Genomic DNA, 14,783 nt, shown 5'->3' on the forward strand with positions numbered 1-14,783 from the left:
CGGCCGGGCGGGTCCCCGACCGGGTTGAGCGGGTCTGCGGATCTCCCGCCGGAGGAGCGGATCCGCGGCCGGAGGAACGGATCCGCGGATCTTTGGCCGGGCGGTCGGAACGGCCCACCGATCGAACGGGCTCACCGGCCAGACAGGCTCACCGAACAGACCGGCTCGGGCGGACCTGCTCGCCGACCGAATAGGCTCACCGGCCAGACAGGCCTGCCGGCGGAAAGGGCCGGAGGCCGGGGCGAGGGAGTGTGCGCGGATGCGAGCGGTGGTCTTCGACGCCTTCGGGGCCGAGCCGGAGGTCCGGGAGGTGCCCGCCCCCGAGCCTCCGCCCGGCGGAGCGGTGATCCGCGTGGAGGCCACCGGGCTGTGCCGGAGCGACTGGCACGGCTGGCAGGGCCACGACCCCGACATCCGGGTCCTTCCTCACGTGCCGGGGCACGAGCTCGCCGGGATCGTCGAGGCGGTGGGCTCCGGTGTCGCCTCGTGGCGGCCCGGCGACCGCGTGACCGTCCCGTTCGTCTGCGCCTGCGGGTCCTGCGCGGCCTGCCTGTCCGGTGATCAGCAGGTCTGCGAGCGCCAGACCCAGCCGGGGTTCACCCACTGGGGCTCATTCGCCGAGTACGTGGCCGTCCACCACGCGGACGTGAACCTGGTGCGGCTCCCCGAGGAGATGGCCTTCGCCACCGCCGCCGGCCTGGGCTGCCGCTTCGCTACCTCGTACCGCGCCGTGACCGCCGTGGGCCGGGTGCGGCCGGACGAGTGGGTGGCCGTGCACGGCTGCGGCGGCGTGGGGCTGTCCGCCGTCATGATCGCCGCCGCGGCCGGGGCCCGGGTGATCGCCGTGGACGTCTCGGCGGGCGCCCTGGAGCTGGCCCGGCGGTTCGGCGCCGTCGCCTGCGTCGGCGCCGAACCGCCGGAGGCCGAGGTCGCCGCGCGCGTCAGGGAGCTGACCTCGGGCGGCGCCCACGTCTCCATCGACGCCCTCGGCGGTCCCGAAACGTGCGTGGCGTCGATCGAGAGCCTGCGCCGCCGAGGACGCCACGTCCAGATCGGCCTGCTGCCCGGGCTCACCCCGCTCCCGATGGGCCGGGTGATCGGCTACGAGCTCGAACTCCTCGGCAGCCACGGCATGGCCGCCCACGCCTACCCGGCGATGCTGGAGGCCGTCGCCGGCGGCACCCTGAGTCCGGACGCGCTGGTCACCCGCTCCATCGGCCTGGACGAGGCGGGAGCCGCGCTCGCCTCGATCGGCTCCGTTCCCGGGGTCACGATGATCCTGCCGTCCCGGCGCTGACGGGTCCACCGGGCCCTCGGTCCTCCGGTGGATCAGGTCAGGCGGCGGACCTGGAGGTTCGCGCCCCACCTGCCGACGGCCTCGTCGTCGGCGAAGGCCAGGGCCCTGAGCATGTTCCCCCCGTCGCTGATCTCGACGTTGCGGCGCAGGCGCCGGCTCAGCGGCTCCGGCAGCCTGGTGGTGTTCGCCTCGACGGTGTCGCCGTAGAACGGGGCGAAGGCCACCCCGGCGAATCCGGTGCGGCGCAGCAGGGCCGGTACGGTCTCGGCCGAGTAGAACATCAGGTGGTTCCTCGTGAAGCCGTTCCAGCCGCTGCCGTACGCCTTGAGCTGCAGGGACGCGGCGTTCACGGTGAGGACGAGCAGCACCCCGCCGGGGGCGAGCAGGGCCCGGAAGCGCCTGAAGTCGTCGAGCGGGCGGGGCAGGTGGGCCAGGACCGACCAGAGGGTGATCACGTCGAAGCCCCCCGCGGCGACCTCCGGGACGTCCTCGGGGGCCCCGAGGTGGGCCCTCGCGCCGGCGGTGAGGCGCTCGTTGGCGGCGGCCACGGAGTCGGGTGAGAGGTCGATCCCGACCGCGTCGAAGCCTCGCTGCTCGGCGAGCTGCAGGAAGAGGCCGGTGCCGCAGCCGAAGTCGAGCAGCCTGCGCCCCTGCCCCGAGGAGAAGACAGGGCCGAAGGCGTCCATCGTCAGCCGGTAGCGCCGCTGCCGGTTGGCCGCGTACTTCCCGGTCAGGAATCCGCTGTAGCCGGTGGCGTACAGGTCGCCCAGCCGGTCGGGCCGGATGTTGGGGTTGCGGTAGAGGAACCCGCACGCCGGGCAGCGCACCACCCGGTAACTCCACCCCCGCCTGTCGCCGGCCGGCTGGAACATCGGCTGCTGGCGCGTCTCCCCGCACAGGTGGCAGGTGACGAATTCCTCGATCTCCCCCAGGAGCGTCCGTTCCCGGTAGTCCTGGAACCTCATGACGGGGGCCCGGCGAATTCTCAGGCGCCACTGGATCTCGCGGGCGAGCCTTTCCCCGGGGCGGACATAAACCCGCTGCCCCCAGGGGACCCGGTCGTAGCGGGAGCCGTACACGACCCGCGAGAGCGTTCGTTTGACGGACACCACGGCCATCCTTTCACCAGAACCTTCTCAAAAGGAGGGTTCCTATCAAAAGTGACACGACCCCATCGATGACTCAACCGCTGTTTCGTATCGGCGCCTTCAGGTATTCCACGAGGCCGGACAGGAAATTCCCTTTATCGAAAAGGACAGAAAGCAGCATGTATACCATCTACACTAAAACCGACATAGCACTTTAAATAACCTTATTAATGACTAAAGGGGTGATAGCGTGGTTGACCATGCGCCCAGAAGACCTCGCCCTGCTCGATGTCCCCGGCAGTGTCACGCTCCACGACGACCTCCTCCTCGTCGACGTGGCCCGGCCCGACCTGGAGGCCGACGCCTACCGGGGAAGCCTGTGGCGGGTGCCGCCGGACGGTCCGCCCGTCCGGTTCTCCTTCGGCGAGCGCGACAGCGCGCCGCGCATCTCCCCCGACGGCGCCCGGGTCGCCTTCCTGCGCGCAGGCGGTGACGGTGACGGCGCCCCGCAGCTGTACGTGATGCCCACCGGCGGCGGCGAGGCGAGACCGATCACCGATCTGCCGCTGGGCGCGGGCGTCCCGGCCTGGGCGCCGGACTCGCGCCGGATCGCGTTCGTCGCCCGGGTCGCCGAGCCCGGCCGGTACGGCACCGAGGAGGGGGTGGGCGCCGCGGCCGAGGCACCCCGCCGGATCACCGGACTGCGCCACCGGACCGAGGGGGTCGGCTTCACCTTCGACCGGCCGCAGAGCCTGTTCGTGGTCAACGCCCTCGCCGACGTCCCGCGGCCGGTACGGCTGACCGAGGGACCCTACGACGTGGAGTCCCCCGCCTGGACGCGAGACGGCGAGCACGTGCTGGTCTCGGCCCCCCGTGACCTCGACGGCGAGAGCCTGCACACGGACGTGTACGCGGTCCCGTCCGGCGGGGGTGCCCCGATCCTCGCGGTGCGCAGCGACGGCTCCGCCGAGCATCCCGTCGCCCTGCCGGGCGGGGAGGTGCTCTACCTCGGCACGGAGTTCTCCGGCATCGACGCGGTCGCCCGCAACACGGGCCTCTACCGCGCCCCGCTGCGGATCGGCGGTTCAGGCGAGGGCGACGAGGGCGGCGAGGCGGCGGCCGGGACCCGGCTGACCGAGGAGGAGTCGGTGGACTGCACGATTATTAACCCCTCATATAGGTGTGCCACTACTACCCTCGTGTAATTATTCAGCGGACATACTCATATCAACCGATCGGACATGGACGAAAAGGCGACTGAAAAGCGAGACCCGGCCCTCGAATTCGAGAACCGGGTCTCCCCTACTCCGACGATCACAACCAGGGCATCGACCCCGCCCACACCGCGCCACCGTCCGCGTCCAGCCGGTACCAGCCCGGCCCGTACGCCGCCCGCAGCAACACCGGCTCCGTGCACGGGTCCTCCCCCGGCCCCAGCAGCAGCCCCAGCTTCCGCGCGATCGTTCGATTCTGTTCGATCCATGCGTGGCACACGTCGTCCAGGTCCAGCCCGTTGCACGGGCAGTTCGTGATCCTCCGAGGATCACCGCCCATCCCCCGCGGATCCCGATGGTGCTGCTGCGTCGCCGGCCGCCGACCGCACGCCTCGCAGATCCCCATCGACCGGGAACGGATCGCCAGCCGCGTCGCGGCCGGGAAGCCGCTCACTCCAGTTCCTCGAGCGCGGCCACGACCGCGTCGGCGATGGCCATCGCGTGCGCGTCCGGCGCCGCCGACACCTGCTCGCGCACCCGCCGGTCCCACTCGGCGATCGCGGCTCGCCGCGCGGCCGCCCGCCGTGGCGGCGAGGCGTCGCCCCTGCCGTCGGGCTTCTGGAACGTCCACACCGAGTCGGGCACGTCCAGCTTGACGGCGGCTCTCCCCCCGCAGGCCGGGCAGGCGAACAGATGCTGCGACTGCCCCGGCCCAGGTCCCCCGCCCCCGTTCCGGCGCATGGTCCACTGCATCGCGCTGGTCTGATGCTCCATCGGCTGCCCGCAGTGCCGCACGACGACCGAGCAGCCGGGCGGCAGGAACAGGCCCCGTTCGCGGTGCCCGTGGGTGGGCTCGTCCCGGTCCTCGGGCCATGGCCGGCCCTGCAGCAGTGAGCCGGTCACGAGGGTTGCCGCACCGAGATGGTCACCGCTACCGGGCAGTGCGAGCAGGTGAACCTGTGGTCCGACAGCTCCTCGCCCTGGCCCGGCTTGCCGGTCCAGGTCACGCGGATGCCGCGCTCCGTCATCGGCTGCCCGCAGTGCCGCAGCCGGACGTCGAATCCGTCCGGCATGCACAGCGCGGTGTTCGGAGGTGCGGCGCCGTTCATGCGCGCCTCCGCTCCCAGCCGCAGTCCAGGCAGCGCACGGCGCCTGGCCACCAGAAGTGGCCCCAGCTGAGCGCGCACCAGATGATTCGCCAGGGCCGGAACGGGATCGCCGCGAGAGGCACCGACTCGGGGAGGGCGATCGCCATCGGCTGAAGTATCGGGATGGGGGCGGTGTTGTGCGGGGATGGCGCGGGGATACGCGGGATCACCTCGGTGATGGCGTCGGGGCTCACGGCCCAGGAGGAACGGCTGCTCATGGGCCGAATTTAGCGAGGTCGTCCCGTGGATGTGCCAGTACGGCTCGCCGGTTCATCCTTGACGTTTTGTGCTGTGACCTGGTCCAACGGCGATCTTCTTGTGATGTCACGCGCTGTACGGCAAAGGCTCCTTTACTTTGTCGATTCCTAAGACGGGGGTGGGGTGGTCGTTCGGCGGGCGCGGCGAGCAGGGCATTTCAGGGGCGGCGCCGCCGGAACGGGATGACGTTGTCGGGCCTCGGCGGCGCCACCGGAGGCGGGGCCGGCGGCTCGTCGTTCAGGCCGGGAATGGTCAACTGCGCGGAGGGGGCGCGGCTGCCGCAGGTCGTGTGATGCGGGACGAACCGCTTCTCCAGCGGGTGCGCCGGATGCTCGCCGTCGTCGGCGGCGGCGAGCAGGGAGCGGCACCACCACAGCCGCACGCCCCGGCGGTAGGCGGCGACGCTGCCGCGGACCGGGTCGGGTGTGATGTCCAGCGGCTGCCGCTCGCCGTTGCGCGTCACCGCGAAGAAGATCAGCGTGCCGCAGTACTTGCACGGGATCTTCTCCCGGCTGTTGGGCTCCACCAGTCAGGCGCCTTTGCGGATGGAGAAGTGGCAGCAGGGGCAGGGACCGAGGTCGCGGGCTTCGGCGTCTTCGACGCGACGGCGGATCGGGTCGGAGCAGGTACCGCACCAGGGGATGACCGGCGGCCGGTCGGTGGCCTGGGTGGCGGCGTGCCACCACGGCCCGTCGTGGAGCAGACGGCCCGGGAACTGCGTGACCGGATCGCGGGCGAGCGCGAGGGCCGCGTGCCGGACGATCCACCACGGCCGCTCGACCACCGAGGCGTCGGTCAGGGTGCGGACGATCGACCGCGTCGACCAGTCGGGGCGCAGGCGGCGAAGGTCTGCGACCAACTCCATGATCTCCTCCCCCTCCTCCTCGTCCACAGCGAGGTCCTCTGGCGTGGGGAGGGAAGGGAGGGGGGTTTCCCCCCTCCCTTTAAAACCTCTATAAGGAATAGCTACCGCTCCCTGCGGCAAGGGTGGCCGCTGTGAGCGGCAAGGGTTGCCGCTCCCTGCGGCCAGGGCCCCACTATGCCCGTTCTGTGGTGGCCGCTCTGTGCGGCCACCTTGACCTGCGGTTTTTACCTCGTCTTGGAGCTTGGCGCGACTTACCTGGGGGAGGTTATCCACAGGCGCACTCTTCGCAGTCGCGTCCGACTTCTCCCTGATATCCCTTTCCAGGCGGGCCAGCTTGGAGTCGTAGAGCACGTATCCGGAGGGGGCGCGCGACTTCGTACCGGACTGGAAGCGCACCAGCACTTCGACGTACCCGCACGCGACGAGCTTCTTGAGACCGCGGTCGAAGGAGTCGACCGACATGCCCATCACGGCGGCTATGTCGGCGCGCGTCAGTTCCTCCAGCGTCCTGTCGTAGTAGTCGGCGCACCGCACCAGGCACACATAGGCGTCCTTCGCGTTGCGGTCCAGACGATCATCGTCAAGAACCTCGAAATAGATCATTCCGAACGGGTCTTTGGACGCCAGAGCAACGCTGAAACGCTCGTTGTTGTCGCTCACTCGTCAGCCGATCGCCGAGGAGCGACGATCCCGCGAGGGCACAGGGTGAACGCCACCGGATCCGGCGATGTGATCACCGCGTAGCCGAGGCTGGCGAGCGCGAGGATCAGCCGCAGCGCCTCGTCACGCCGGTGGTAGGGCATGCCGCTCGCGATCGCCTCCCAGGCGTGCAGGTGGCCCTCGGGAAACCCGGCCAGGTAACCGAGCATCAGCAGCTGCTCCATGGTCAACTGCGGATCGGCCAGCCACGCCGCGGGCAGCGGTCCTTCGCTCCTCACCGGCACCTCCCCGGTACCGACACGCGAGCCCTCCGCACGAGCGACGAAAGCACTAAAAGCGTGGTCTGGCAGGCGCGGGGCCGCCAAGAAGCGAGCTGAATCAGGCTCGGGTTTTGTGCGGGTATGCGACCCCCGATCGCCTGTGCGGCCGAGACCTGTATGGGTACAGTGATGCGCAACACCACGACCTCCTCGACTTAGGTCGTATACAGGGCCGGACCGCTGGCAGGCGGACCCCGGCCCTTCATCTTTTCCGGGCACTTGCGCGGCTTCCGCTGGTAACGCTGCTGGGCTGTCGCAGCGGAAGCCGTGGGGGAACAGTAACGATCGTTTGCCATCTACCGCCAGAGGTTCTCAATCCATGCCCCAGCTGGCCTCACGCCTGCGGCGTGCGTCCTTCCGAGCAGGCGGTCAGATCACCCCAGCGCGTTTCCGGCCGAAGCTCTCACGCGTTTTCGTTGTCCTCCTCCTGGCCGTCGCGGGTATCGAGGTCTTCCAGCCAGGCGACCAGTACCGCGGCCGCCTTCACCAGTTCGGCGCGTAGCTCAGGCGGATTGTCGCTGCGCAGCACCCGGCCCAGCACGGATTGGGTTCGCAGTGCCCAGGTGAGCTGATTGGCCCGGCCGGCTTCGATGTCGTGGCGAAACGCCTCGTCGGCCATCTCCTGCCACGGGGAGCCGGTGCCGTCCGCGTAAGAGGGCCCGCCCCCCACCTGCATCTCCCGAGCGCCCCGCTCCACCTCGATCTGCTGCAGGATGTCACGGCGGCGGCGCACCTGCGGCGCCACCTCCGCCTCCGCGGGCCGCACAATGTCCAGGTCACAGCCGAGCGTGCGCGCGTAGGCAGCCAGGTCATCCAGCCTCGGGGTGACGAACCCGCTCACCCACTGCTGCAGCGAGGTCTTCTTCACGGCGTTCGACGACAGCTGCGGAATCGCGGACCTCGGCAGGTTTTGTTCGATCCGGATGGCCTCCAGCATGACGATCAGCCGGTGCGGCAGCCGACGCACCTTGGCCGCCGTGACGTGATCTCCTTCGGCGCCGGCGGCCATGGCTACGGCCTTGACTTTCGGAGGAGGCCCCTGCCGAAGACCCACAGCCCAGCCGACCGCGTGGGTGTAGGCGGTGAAGTTGACCAGCGACGGCGACGAAGCGGTGCGCGTCCACCGTCGGATCGTGCAGTGGCCCACGCCGAGGATCGTCGCGAGGCGACGCTGGGAGATGTTCAACGCCGCGCAGCGGGCATCCAGCACGGCCATCAGCCAGGCGACGTCCCTCGTCTCGGCTTCGGCCCCCTCCTCGGGGGCGGCCGGAGCTGCGTCGCCGAGGAAGTCGATCTGCCGGCCGATGGCCGTCCCGTAGGCGATGACCTGCCCCAGTGACGGCATGCGCAGACCACTCGCCCACCAGCTGATCTCCTCAACGGCGACGCCGACGGCCTTGGCCACGTCCTCGGCGGGGACGCCGAGCTCGACGCGGACCGCGTCGAGCTCGGCGACCAGAGGATGGATCGTTCCCATCTGCTCAATCCTCCTGGGCGGCGGGCTCGTCCGGGTCGGGTTCCGGTGCGGGGCCGAGCGCCAGGACGTCGCCCATCGCGCCTGCCCGGTACATGGCCTCGATCCGCTCCTTGCCGTTCGGACGGCCGTTCTTCGCCGTGGCGTAGCGGGTGATGAACGCGCCCTTGCGTTTGCCTGGGGTGATGGTGGCGAGCTGCACCAGCTCCCCCGTCATCGGGTCGGCCTTACGGCCCTGCTCGTCGATCTCGGACTGCAGGCGCGTCAGGTACGCCTCCTGCACGTGGGTCTGCACGTAGTCGGGGTGGGTCATGGCGATGTAGGCCACGACGTCGGGCAGGGAGAAGGCGCCGGGCAGAACCTGCTGGCACAGCTCGGTGGTGGCGTGCTGCTCGCAGAACGCCACCACCGCCTCCATGTTCCAGGTGATCTGCGGCGTGGGCTCTTGGATGTGGATGGTCGCCACGGCCGGGCCGCCGTCGTCGGCCATCACGTCGAGCGACTTCATGCCGTGCACCAGCTGGGCGGCGGCGAACAGCCTCTCGGCGTGCTCTCGGGTGCGCTTGACGTGACGGCCGATCGCCTTGTGCACCTGGTCGAGGTAGGCGTAGGCGTGAGCCAGGTCCAGGGCGCTCTCGCCGCGCTCCTCAGCCTCGGCCAGCAGTTTCTTGGCGGCGGCGACCTCCTCCTTGAGGACCACTCCCTCAAGGACTTCGCCGGTGCCCGGTGGTGTCGGCACCCCGGCCATGCCCGCGAGCTGGGCGAGTTCCTGGAAGGACAGGTTGTCGAAGCCGGGCAGGGCGTCGTCGCCGGTGAAAACCACAGGTTCGTCGCGGCCGGGCACGCCGTGGATGCGGGTGGTCGGCTCCGGTGCGGCCTCGGGCGGGTCGGCCTCCGTGGGGGCGGCCGGGGTGAACTCGCCCTTGCCGAAGTCGTAGGTGCCCGGCCCCATGCCCTTCTTCCAGACGCGGCTCTTGCGGGTGATCTTCTTGTTGGGGGTGCGGCGGCTCATGCGGCGGGCCTTTCCTGGGCGGGGGCGGGGTTCTGGGCGGTCATGCTGGCGGCGACGCGGGCCTGCATCAGGGTGCGCAGCGCCTCGTTCGGCGCAGCCGCCGTGATCACCGGGGCGAGCATCACGATGAGGTCGGCGCCCATCGCGGTGGTCAGGCTGCGGCTGTTGGTCAGCCGCTTACCGGTGAGGATCTGCAGGACGACGTGCCGCTGATCGGGGGTGGTGACGCCGCAGTCGGCGAGCATGCGCTGCAGCACCAGCAGGGTCGCCTCGTCGAGCGGCGCGGCCGGATCCGGTGCCGCCTCCGGGGCGGCGGGCTCAACCGGGTCCGGCGGGGCGGGCGGTGTGGGTGGGATGGCTGACCGTTCTGCGGTTGCCTGGATCACCTGCCCGCCGGGGCCGGGCTGGGCGACCGCGCGGACCGGCGCGGCCGCGACACCGTCTGGGGCGGCGTACTCGGCGCCGTCGGCGCCCCCCTGGCCGGCCACCGCCCGGATACGGCGGGTGATCAGCTCGGTCAGGGTCTCCTCGGCCCCGTACTCGTTGTCGACCGTGATGCCCCGGTGCGCCGGGTGGGCGGCTTCGGTCAGGAGCCGCTGCAGGTGCTCGCGGTCGACGGTGGCCAGCGCGTCGTCGCGGATCGCCTCGGGCAGCCGCTCCTGGCCGAGGCGCACCAGGGGGCGGGGCTGACTGTCGGCGGAGACCCGCAACGTCTTGAAGATCAGGTCGGCCAAGTTCAGGTCGGGAACGACCCGGGCTTCGTCGGAGCCGTAGGTGATGTGCAGGTACTTCGACTGCGCCCCGATGATCGTCGGCGGGCCGTCGAGGCTCAGGCGGATCCACACGGTCGCAGCGTGGGTCAGGTCACGGTGACAGTCGACCTTGTAGCTGGCCGTCTTCGGGACGGGGTCGGCGCTGTCCTCGGTGATCCACATTTCTCGGCCGCGCGCTGTGATCACCACGATGCCGGGGAAGGTCGTGAGCAGGTCGAGGAGCTGGCTGTGCCGGGCGTGGACGTCGTCCCAGATGTTGTTGGGGATGCGGATGTCGGCGTTCGGATCCCAGGCCAGCAACCTCTGGTGCTTGATCGACCCCTTGGCGCGGGCGTTGCCCCACGACTTGAGCATGTCCCAGATGCGCGAGCCGCTGTCGACGCACAACGCGACGGGCTTTTCCCCGGCGGCGTGCGCGCGGGCCGCCTCGGCGTGCGCGGCCTCCACCTGGCCGATGATCGACGACCAGGTGCCGTCGTGGTCGATGAGTTCGTAGGTGGGGGTTCCGGTGATGGCGTCGCCGTACTCGTCGCCTCGGCCGTCGCCGAGGTCCAGCAGCAGACTGCGGCCGACCAGCGGGGAGGCGGTGAGCTGCGCCCACATCCACGTCTTGCCGGAGTCTGCGGGTCCTTCGATCAGGAGGGTCGGGTAGGGCACCACGCAGGTCGGCGGGCGCGTTTGAAGGATCACTTGGCGTTTCCTTTCCACGGGGAAGCTGGGCGGGAACCTTGCTCGACCGTTCCCATACAGGTCAAAGCTAGAGTTCGCCCCTGGCTGGGACGAACGGCGGTGCTTACTGCTGGTTTACCTGTTTAAGGCTTTTCACAACGGACGCGTTGATCGGCCGGCCGGTCCGGCGGGCGAACTCCTCCCAGGGAGGGATCGTCCAGATCCGGGTTCGCCCGATCTTGACGTTCTCTCGTGGAGCGCCGTTGTCACGCTGGAACCAGATGGTCACGGTGTCGGGCTCCACGTCGAACATCGCGGCCACTTCCTTGACGCCCACCAGCGGCGGGAGCGTCGGCACCGGCTTGTCCGGATGGGTCCAGTGCTGCTTCAACCAGAACGGGGTGCCCGAGACGACGACATCAGCTTTACGTAGCTTGCCGTAGTCCTCCCGAGCTCGCCATGAGTGGATCGTGTTGATGGACGTTCCAAGCATCTTGGCGAGATCGGGCTGTCCGACCAGGTCGGGCAGGTTTTCGGGCGCTTCAGTCACTTCTTCACCTCCCCTACCATGCAAGTCTTACCCTACACCCGTCAGGAAACTCTCTGCAACTTTTCCCCAACAGTGATGGTAAAGAACACGTAACGCGGTACTCTTCAACAGCTGGGCGCTCACGGGCGCAGGCTTCCCTTCCACGGGGGAGCGAAGAAGGGCTGGCCACTCGACGGCCAGCCCTTCGCCCGTTTCACGGCTCTTCGGTGAACGACGCCGACTCGGCGTCACCGGTGCCGGCCGCGGCCAGCGACAGCAGCAGCGACACCAGCGCTCCCCCGCCGGCGAGCAGAGGCACCGCCCGCAGCGTCGACATGTGCACCGCGCCGACCTGGTCGGCGCCGATCCCGGTCACCGCGGCGGCCGCGCCCGCCCGCACCGCTCTCTCCAGCGCGTCGCGCCACCACACCCGCGACCAGATCCCGCCCTTCCCCGAGCGGCGGTGCCTACCTACGTGATCGGCGCCAGCCACGCCGCTTCCCAGTCGTCGCGGCCCACCTTGCCGCTGGTGCGCAGCCCCTTCTCCATCTGAAACTGGCGGGCGATGTCACGAGACTGCGACCCGTAGGAGCCGTCCACGGTGATGGGCCAGCCGCGGCGGCGCATCTGCTTCTGCCAGGTGAGCACGTCGTCGCCGACTGCCGCCGGCGGGTACTCCAGGACGCGGCCGGGCCAGGGCGGCATGTCGGCGCCCGGCGCAGGCGGCGCGCCACCGTCGGGCCGCGGGCAGCCGCGCTGGAGCCACGCGTACAGCCACTCGCCGGGACAGTCGGTGTCCCAGCCGTCGCGGTGGCCGAGGACTTCCTGCCCGCATGGCTTTTCCTTCGCCGGCAGGCGGCGCAGCCAGTGGATGGCGTCGACCAGGCCGTGCAGCATGTCGTCGGGCGGGACGACCAGGCCAGAGGTGCCCACCATCGCCATGATCGCGTAGTGGTCGCTGTTGAGACCGTTACCGTTGGCGGCCGGCAGCAGGCCAGGACCTCGCCCGAGCAGCAGCTGCCGATGCGGGCAGGCCAGACCCGTGTAGCCGATGTCCCCCCACAGGTTCGTGTCCATGTGGTGTTTCTGAATGCTTTTGGCCAAGGCCAGGCATTTGCCGTGGCTGTTCACGATGGCCGGGTCGACACGATCCCCCACGAAGTGGATCTTCACGCCTTTCGGGCGGCTCTGCAGCACCGTCATGCCCTTCGGAGAGCGTGCCCCCCACTGGTCGCGGTCCACCAGCTGCACCATCGGCGTCTCCCCCTTGAGGATCGGGCCGCGCGACGGCGCGCGGCCTGCTTGCTCCGGCGCGGCCGCCGGAGCTCTTGCTTCACGTCGCCTGCCGTACCGGCCGGTGCGGTACGGCGCCCGAAGCGGATGAACGCTCACCCTTCGCCGTCTTCCACCGGGCCACCCGGCGGCGACGCTGCGGGGCCGGGAGGCCCTTCCGGCCCGGCGGGTCCTGGCGGCCCCGGCGGCCCCGGCGGGCCGGGCGGCCCCTCGGGACCAGCCGGGCCGCCTGGCCCCACAGGTCCTGCAGGGCCGGGCGGCCCCACGGGCCCTGCTGGCCCGGCGGGGCCTTCCTCGCCGTGGCGGCCGTCTCGGCCGCGCCCCCCAGGCAGACCGGGCGGGCCGGACGGGCCGGATGGCCCTTGACCGCCCGGGGGTCCGGCTGAGCCCCGCTCCCCCTGCGGCCCGGACGGCACGTTCACCGCCGGCACACCTCCCAGCTCAGTCACCTGGTCGCCGAGGACCTCGCGGTCGGACTGCGCCCGCTCCAGGTCCTCGCGCAGTGCCGCGAGCTGCACCGACACGGCGATGAACAGGCCGAGCACGACCGCCAGCGTTCCGACGACGAGAGCCGTCCGACCCCACCGCGCCAGACGGCTCCTGTGGCCGATCACGGAGCGCCTCCCCGCGCCATGAAAATCTGGACCAGCACCCCGCACAGGAAGATCGCCGCCGGGATGAGTCCGGAGAACATGAACTGGCGCCAGTCCAGGCCGCGCCGCTCCGCCGCCCGCTCGACGGCCACCTCCAGCTTGGAGATGCGATCCAGCATCGCGACGCGTTCCGCCTCGTAGCGGTCACGCGTCACCAGCTGGTCCAGCCGAACCGAGACGGCCGCCCACTCCCGCTCCTGGCGTTCCCGCAGGTCCGCCAGGTCGTCGCGGATGTCGGTGCGCACGTCCCCGAGACGGCGCATCACCTCCGCGAGGGACGGCACGTCATCGCTCATGTCGGCCGATCCGCCGGACTGCCGGCCGGACCCCGGTAGCCCGTCAGGCGGCGCGCGGTCGCCTCCGGAGCCCCGAGCGTGAGCAGCGCGTCGTAGTCGGCCCGCCGTACCTCGTTGACCTTCGCGTCCTGCTCGGCCACCCACGCCTTCACCTGCGCGGCGTGACCGGCCCGGATCTCCTCGGCCTGCTCGGCGGAGATCTCCTGCGCATCGGGCGGCACCCGCAGCGTCATCGCATACGAGCCCTCCACCTGCAGGGAGCGGGAGATCAGCGTTCCGTCGCCCAGCCGGAAAAACTTCGTGATCATCACAGTCCCGCCAGCGCTAGAACCCTCATCTGCCACCTGATCTCGCCGTACTGGGCGCCGCCCTGACCGGAGCCGACATCGATCGGGCTGGTGAACGTGTTGGTGCCGCCCGCGGGGATCGTGCCGGACACCAGCGTCTGGTGAAGCTCCCAGTGGACGCCGGTCTCCTGCGTGCCCCCGGCCGGTGCCGGATTCTCCGTCGCCAGCACCGAGTTGCCGTTGATGCGAAAGCCCGCGCGCGAGTCCGACCCCGCCGGCAGGTAGAAGTCGATGTCGACCTGGATCCACTGCACGACGATCGCCGCGTAGCAGTCGGAAGGGTTCTGCACCTCGATCTCGGCCTGGGCGACCTCGGTGAACCCGGCCGGGACGGTGACCAGGGCACCGCCGGTCGACCCGGACGCCGACGCCCGCCCCGCCTTCGGGTACGGCGGCACCCACAGCCCGCAGGTCGGATCGACCCGCAGCGGGTTCTGCGAGGTGGGGCAGGAGTAGGGCCACGCCTGCTCGGCGGGACCACCGCACAGGTCCAGGCGGAGCCTGCCGTTCGGGTCGACCATGAACTCCGGGCCCACACATACCTGCGGCATCGTCATCCCTCCGGCGCGGTGTAGCCGGTCAACCTGCTGGCGGTACCGGCGGGGATCCCGGCGGCCAGCAGCGCCTCGTAGTCGCCGCGCATCCGCTCGACGTCGGCGGCCAGCAGGTCGGCCAGCAGCCGTTCTGTGCTGGCCTCCAAGCCGTCGCGCACCCGCCGGTACTCCTCAGCGGTGATCTCCACGGCGTCGGCGGGCAGCGACGAGATGCCGGGAGCGGACTCGGCGACCTCCCCCACGCTGCCGGTGGCGGTGCGGAAGTAGCGGACGTGCTCCAGCGCGGCGCGGTCCCCGACGAACGGAGCCGACTGCGTCGTGTTGTCCATCCTG

20 protein-coding genes are annotated in these 14,783 nt (G+C 70.5%); 2 read left to right on the top strand and 18 right to left on the bottom strand.

What is annotated here, in order from left to right; genetic code table 11:
• Positions 1 to 259: 259 nt before the first annotated feature.
• A complete protein-coding gene (locus AB0F88_RS16585; RefSeq protein WP_362683711.1) occupies positions 260 to 1,297 on the top strand; it encodes an alcohol dehydrogenase catalytic domain-containing protein in 1,038 nt (345 codons plus the stop codon).
• A gap of 32 nt (positions 1,298 to 1,329) precedes the next feature.
• Here the strand turns inward: AB0F88_RS16585 and AB0F88_RS16590 are convergent, their stop codons facing one another.
• A complete protein-coding gene (locus AB0F88_RS16590) occupies positions 1,330 to 2,406 on the bottom strand; it encodes a class I SAM-dependent methyltransferase (RefSeq protein WP_362683714.1) in 1,077 nt (358 codons plus the stop codon).
• 239 nt (positions 2,407 to 2,645) lie between these two features.
• Between AB0F88_RS16590 and AB0F88_RS16595 the strand changes: the two genes are divergently transcribed.
• Positions 2,646 to 3,590 (top strand): hypothetical protein, encoded by a 945-nt coding sequence (locus AB0F88_RS16595; protein WP_362683717.1) that lies wholly within the window; start codon positions 2,646 to 2,648, stop codon positions 3,588 to 3,590.
• Between the two features lie 109 nt (positions 3,591 to 3,699).
• Here AB0F88_RS16595 and AB0F88_RS16600 read toward each other — a convergent pair whose 3' ends face one another.
• From AB0F88_RS16600 to AB0F88_RS16680, 17 genes are all read right to left on the bottom strand, one after another.
• Entirely contained in the window at positions 3,700 to 3,939 is a 240-nt protein-coding gene (locus AB0F88_RS16600; RefSeq protein WP_362683720.1) for a hypothetical protein, read from the bottom strand.
• Positions 3,940 to 4,049: 110 nt separating this feature from the next.
• Entirely contained in the window at positions 4,050 to 4,502 is a 453-nt protein-coding gene (locus tag AB0F88_RS16605) for a hypothetical protein (protein ID WP_362683723.1), read from the bottom strand.
• Positions 4,499 to 4,708 (bottom strand): hypothetical protein, encoded by a 210-nt coding sequence (locus AB0F88_RS16610; RefSeq protein ID WP_362683726.1) that lies wholly within the window; start codon positions 4,706 to 4,708, stop codon positions 4,499 to 4,501. The genes AB0F88_RS16605 and AB0F88_RS16610 overlap by 4 nt, the downstream gene beginning before the upstream one ends.
• The gene (locus AB0F88_RS16615; RefSeq protein ID WP_362683729.1) at positions 4,705 to 4,965 is read right to left on the bottom strand and encodes a hypothetical protein; all 261 of its coding nucleotides are present in this window, start codon (positions 4,963 to 4,965) and stop codon (positions 4,705 to 4,707) included. The genes AB0F88_RS16610 and AB0F88_RS16615 overlap by 4 nt, the downstream gene beginning before the upstream one ends.
• 197 nt (positions 4,966 to 5,162) lie before the next feature.
• Entirely contained in the window at positions 5,163 to 5,531 is a 369-nt protein-coding gene (locus AB0F88_RS16620) for a hypothetical protein (protein ID WP_362683732.1), read from the bottom strand.
• Between the two features lie 3 nt (positions 5,532 to 5,534).
• Positions 5,535 to 6,530, bottom strand: coding sequence for a hypothetical protein (locus AB0F88_RS16625; protein ID WP_362683735.1), 996 nt, complete (start codon positions 6,528 to 6,530; stop codon positions 5,535 to 5,537).
• Entirely contained in the window at positions 6,527 to 6,808 is a 282-nt protein-coding gene (locus AB0F88_RS16630; RefSeq protein ID WP_362683738.1) for a hypothetical protein, read from the bottom strand. The genes AB0F88_RS16625 and AB0F88_RS16630 overlap by 4 nt, the downstream gene beginning before the upstream one ends.
• A gap of 445 nt (positions 6,809 to 7,253) precedes the next feature.
• A complete protein-coding gene (locus AB0F88_RS16635) occupies positions 7,254 to 8,327 on the bottom strand; it encodes a helix-turn-helix transcriptional regulator (protein WP_362683741.1) in 1,074 nt (357 codons plus the stop codon).
• Positions 8,328 to 8,331: 4 nt separating this feature from the next.
• Complete coding sequence (locus AB0F88_RS16640; protein ID WP_362683743.1) at positions 8,332 to 9,336, bottom strand: hypothetical protein; 1,005 nt, start codon at positions 9,334 to 9,336, stop codon at positions 8,332 to 8,334.
• Positions 9,333 to 10,799 (bottom strand): hypothetical protein, encoded by a 1,467-nt coding sequence (locus AB0F88_RS16645; protein ID WP_362683746.1) that lies wholly within the window; start codon positions 10,797 to 10,799, stop codon positions 9,333 to 9,335. The genes AB0F88_RS16640 and AB0F88_RS16645 overlap by 4 nt, the downstream gene beginning before the upstream one ends.
• A gap of 103 nt (positions 10,800 to 10,902) precedes the next feature.
• A complete protein-coding gene (locus AB0F88_RS16650; protein WP_362683749.1) occupies positions 10,903 to 11,328 on the bottom strand; it encodes a hypothetical protein in 426 nt (141 codons plus the stop codon).
• Positions 11,329 to 11,521: 193 nt separating this feature from the next.
• A complete protein-coding gene (locus tag AB0F88_RS16655; protein WP_362683752.1) occupies positions 11,522 to 11,800 on the bottom strand; it encodes a holin in 279 nt (92 codons plus the stop codon).
• Positions 11,779 to 12,561, bottom strand: coding sequence for a peptidoglycan-binding domain-containing protein (locus tag AB0F88_RS16660; protein WP_362683755.1), 783 nt, complete (start codon positions 12,559 to 12,561; stop codon positions 11,779 to 11,781). The genes AB0F88_RS16655 and AB0F88_RS16660 overlap by 22 nt, the downstream gene beginning before the upstream one ends.
• 649 nt (positions 12,562 to 13,210) lie before the next feature.
• A complete protein-coding gene (locus AB0F88_RS16665; protein WP_362683758.1) occupies positions 13,211 to 13,549 on the bottom strand; it encodes a hypothetical protein in 339 nt (112 codons plus the stop codon).
• A complete protein-coding gene (locus AB0F88_RS16670) occupies positions 13,546 to 13,857 on the bottom strand; it encodes a hypothetical protein (protein WP_362683761.1) in 312 nt (103 codons plus the stop codon). The genes AB0F88_RS16665 and AB0F88_RS16670 overlap by 4 nt, the downstream gene beginning before the upstream one ends.
• Positions 13,857 to 14,447, bottom strand: a complete 591-nt coding sequence (locus AB0F88_RS16675) for a hypothetical protein (RefSeq protein ID WP_362683764.1) — start codon at positions 14,445 to 14,447, stop codon at positions 13,857 to 13,859. The genes AB0F88_RS16670 and AB0F88_RS16675 overlap by 1 nt, the downstream gene beginning before the upstream one ends.
• A gap of 2 nt (positions 14,448 to 14,449) precedes the next feature.
• Positions 14,450 to 14,779 carry a hypothetical protein gene (locus tag AB0F88_RS16680; RefSeq protein ID WP_362683767.1) on the bottom strand — a complete coding sequence of 110 codons (330 nt, stop codon included), beginning with the start codon at positions 14,777 to 14,779 and terminating at the stop codon, positions 14,450 to 14,452.
• Positions 14,780 to 14,783 lie beyond the last annotated feature (4 nt).

It is taken from the genome of Streptosporangium sp. NPDC023963, from assembly GCF_040639135.1.
Taxonomy (GTDB): Bacteria; Actinomycetota; Actinomycetes; order Streptosporangiales; family Streptosporangiaceae; genus Streptosporangium.

Coding starts and splice junctions, on each gene's coding strand:
- AB0F88_RS16585 (WP_362683711.1), top strand. CDS start 260: ATGCGAGCGGTGGTCTTCGACGCCTTCGGGGCCGAGCCGGAGGTCCGG.
- AB0F88_RS16595 (WP_362683717.1), top strand. CDS start 2,646: ATGCGCCCAGAAGACCTCGCCCTGCTCGATGTCCCCGGCAGTGTCACG.
- AB0F88_RS16600 (WP_362683720.1), bottom strand. CDS start 3,939: ATGGGCGGTGATCCTCGGAGGATCACGAACTGCCCGTGCAACGGGCTG.
- AB0F88_RS16610 (WP_362683726.1), bottom strand. CDS start 4,708: ATGAACGGCGCCGCACCTCCGAACACCGCGCTGTGCATGCCGGACGGA.
- AB0F88_RS16615 (WP_362683729.1), bottom strand. CDS start 4,965: ATGAGCAGCCGTTCCTCCTGGGCCGTGAGCCCCGACGCCATCACCGAG.
- AB0F88_RS16635 (WP_362683741.1), bottom strand. CDS start 8,327: ATGGGAACGATCCATCCTCTGGTCGCCGAGCTCGACGCGGTCCGCGTC.
- AB0F88_RS16640 (WP_362683743.1), bottom strand. CDS start 9,336: ATGAGCCGCCGCACCCCCAACAAGAAGATCACCCGCAAGAGCCGCGTC.
- AB0F88_RS16660 (WP_362683755.1), bottom strand. CDS start 12,561: ATGGTGCAGCTGGTGGACCGCGACCAGTGGGGGGCACGCTCTCCGAAG.
- AB0F88_RS16665 (WP_362683758.1), bottom strand. CDS start 13,549: ATGAGCGATGACGTGCCGTCCCTCGCGGAGGTGATGCGCCGTCTCGGG.
- AB0F88_RS16670 (WP_362683761.1), bottom strand. CDS start 13,857: ATGATCACGAAGTTTTTCCGGCTGGGCGACGGAACGCTGATCTCCCGC.
- AB0F88_RS16675 (WP_362683764.1), bottom strand. CDS start 14,447: ATGCCGCAGGTATGTGTGGGCCCGGAGTTCATGGTCGACCCGAACGGC.
- AB0F88_RS16680 (WP_362683767.1), bottom strand. CDS start 14,779: ATGGACAACACGACGCAGTCGGCTCCGTTCGTCGGGGACCGCGCCGCG.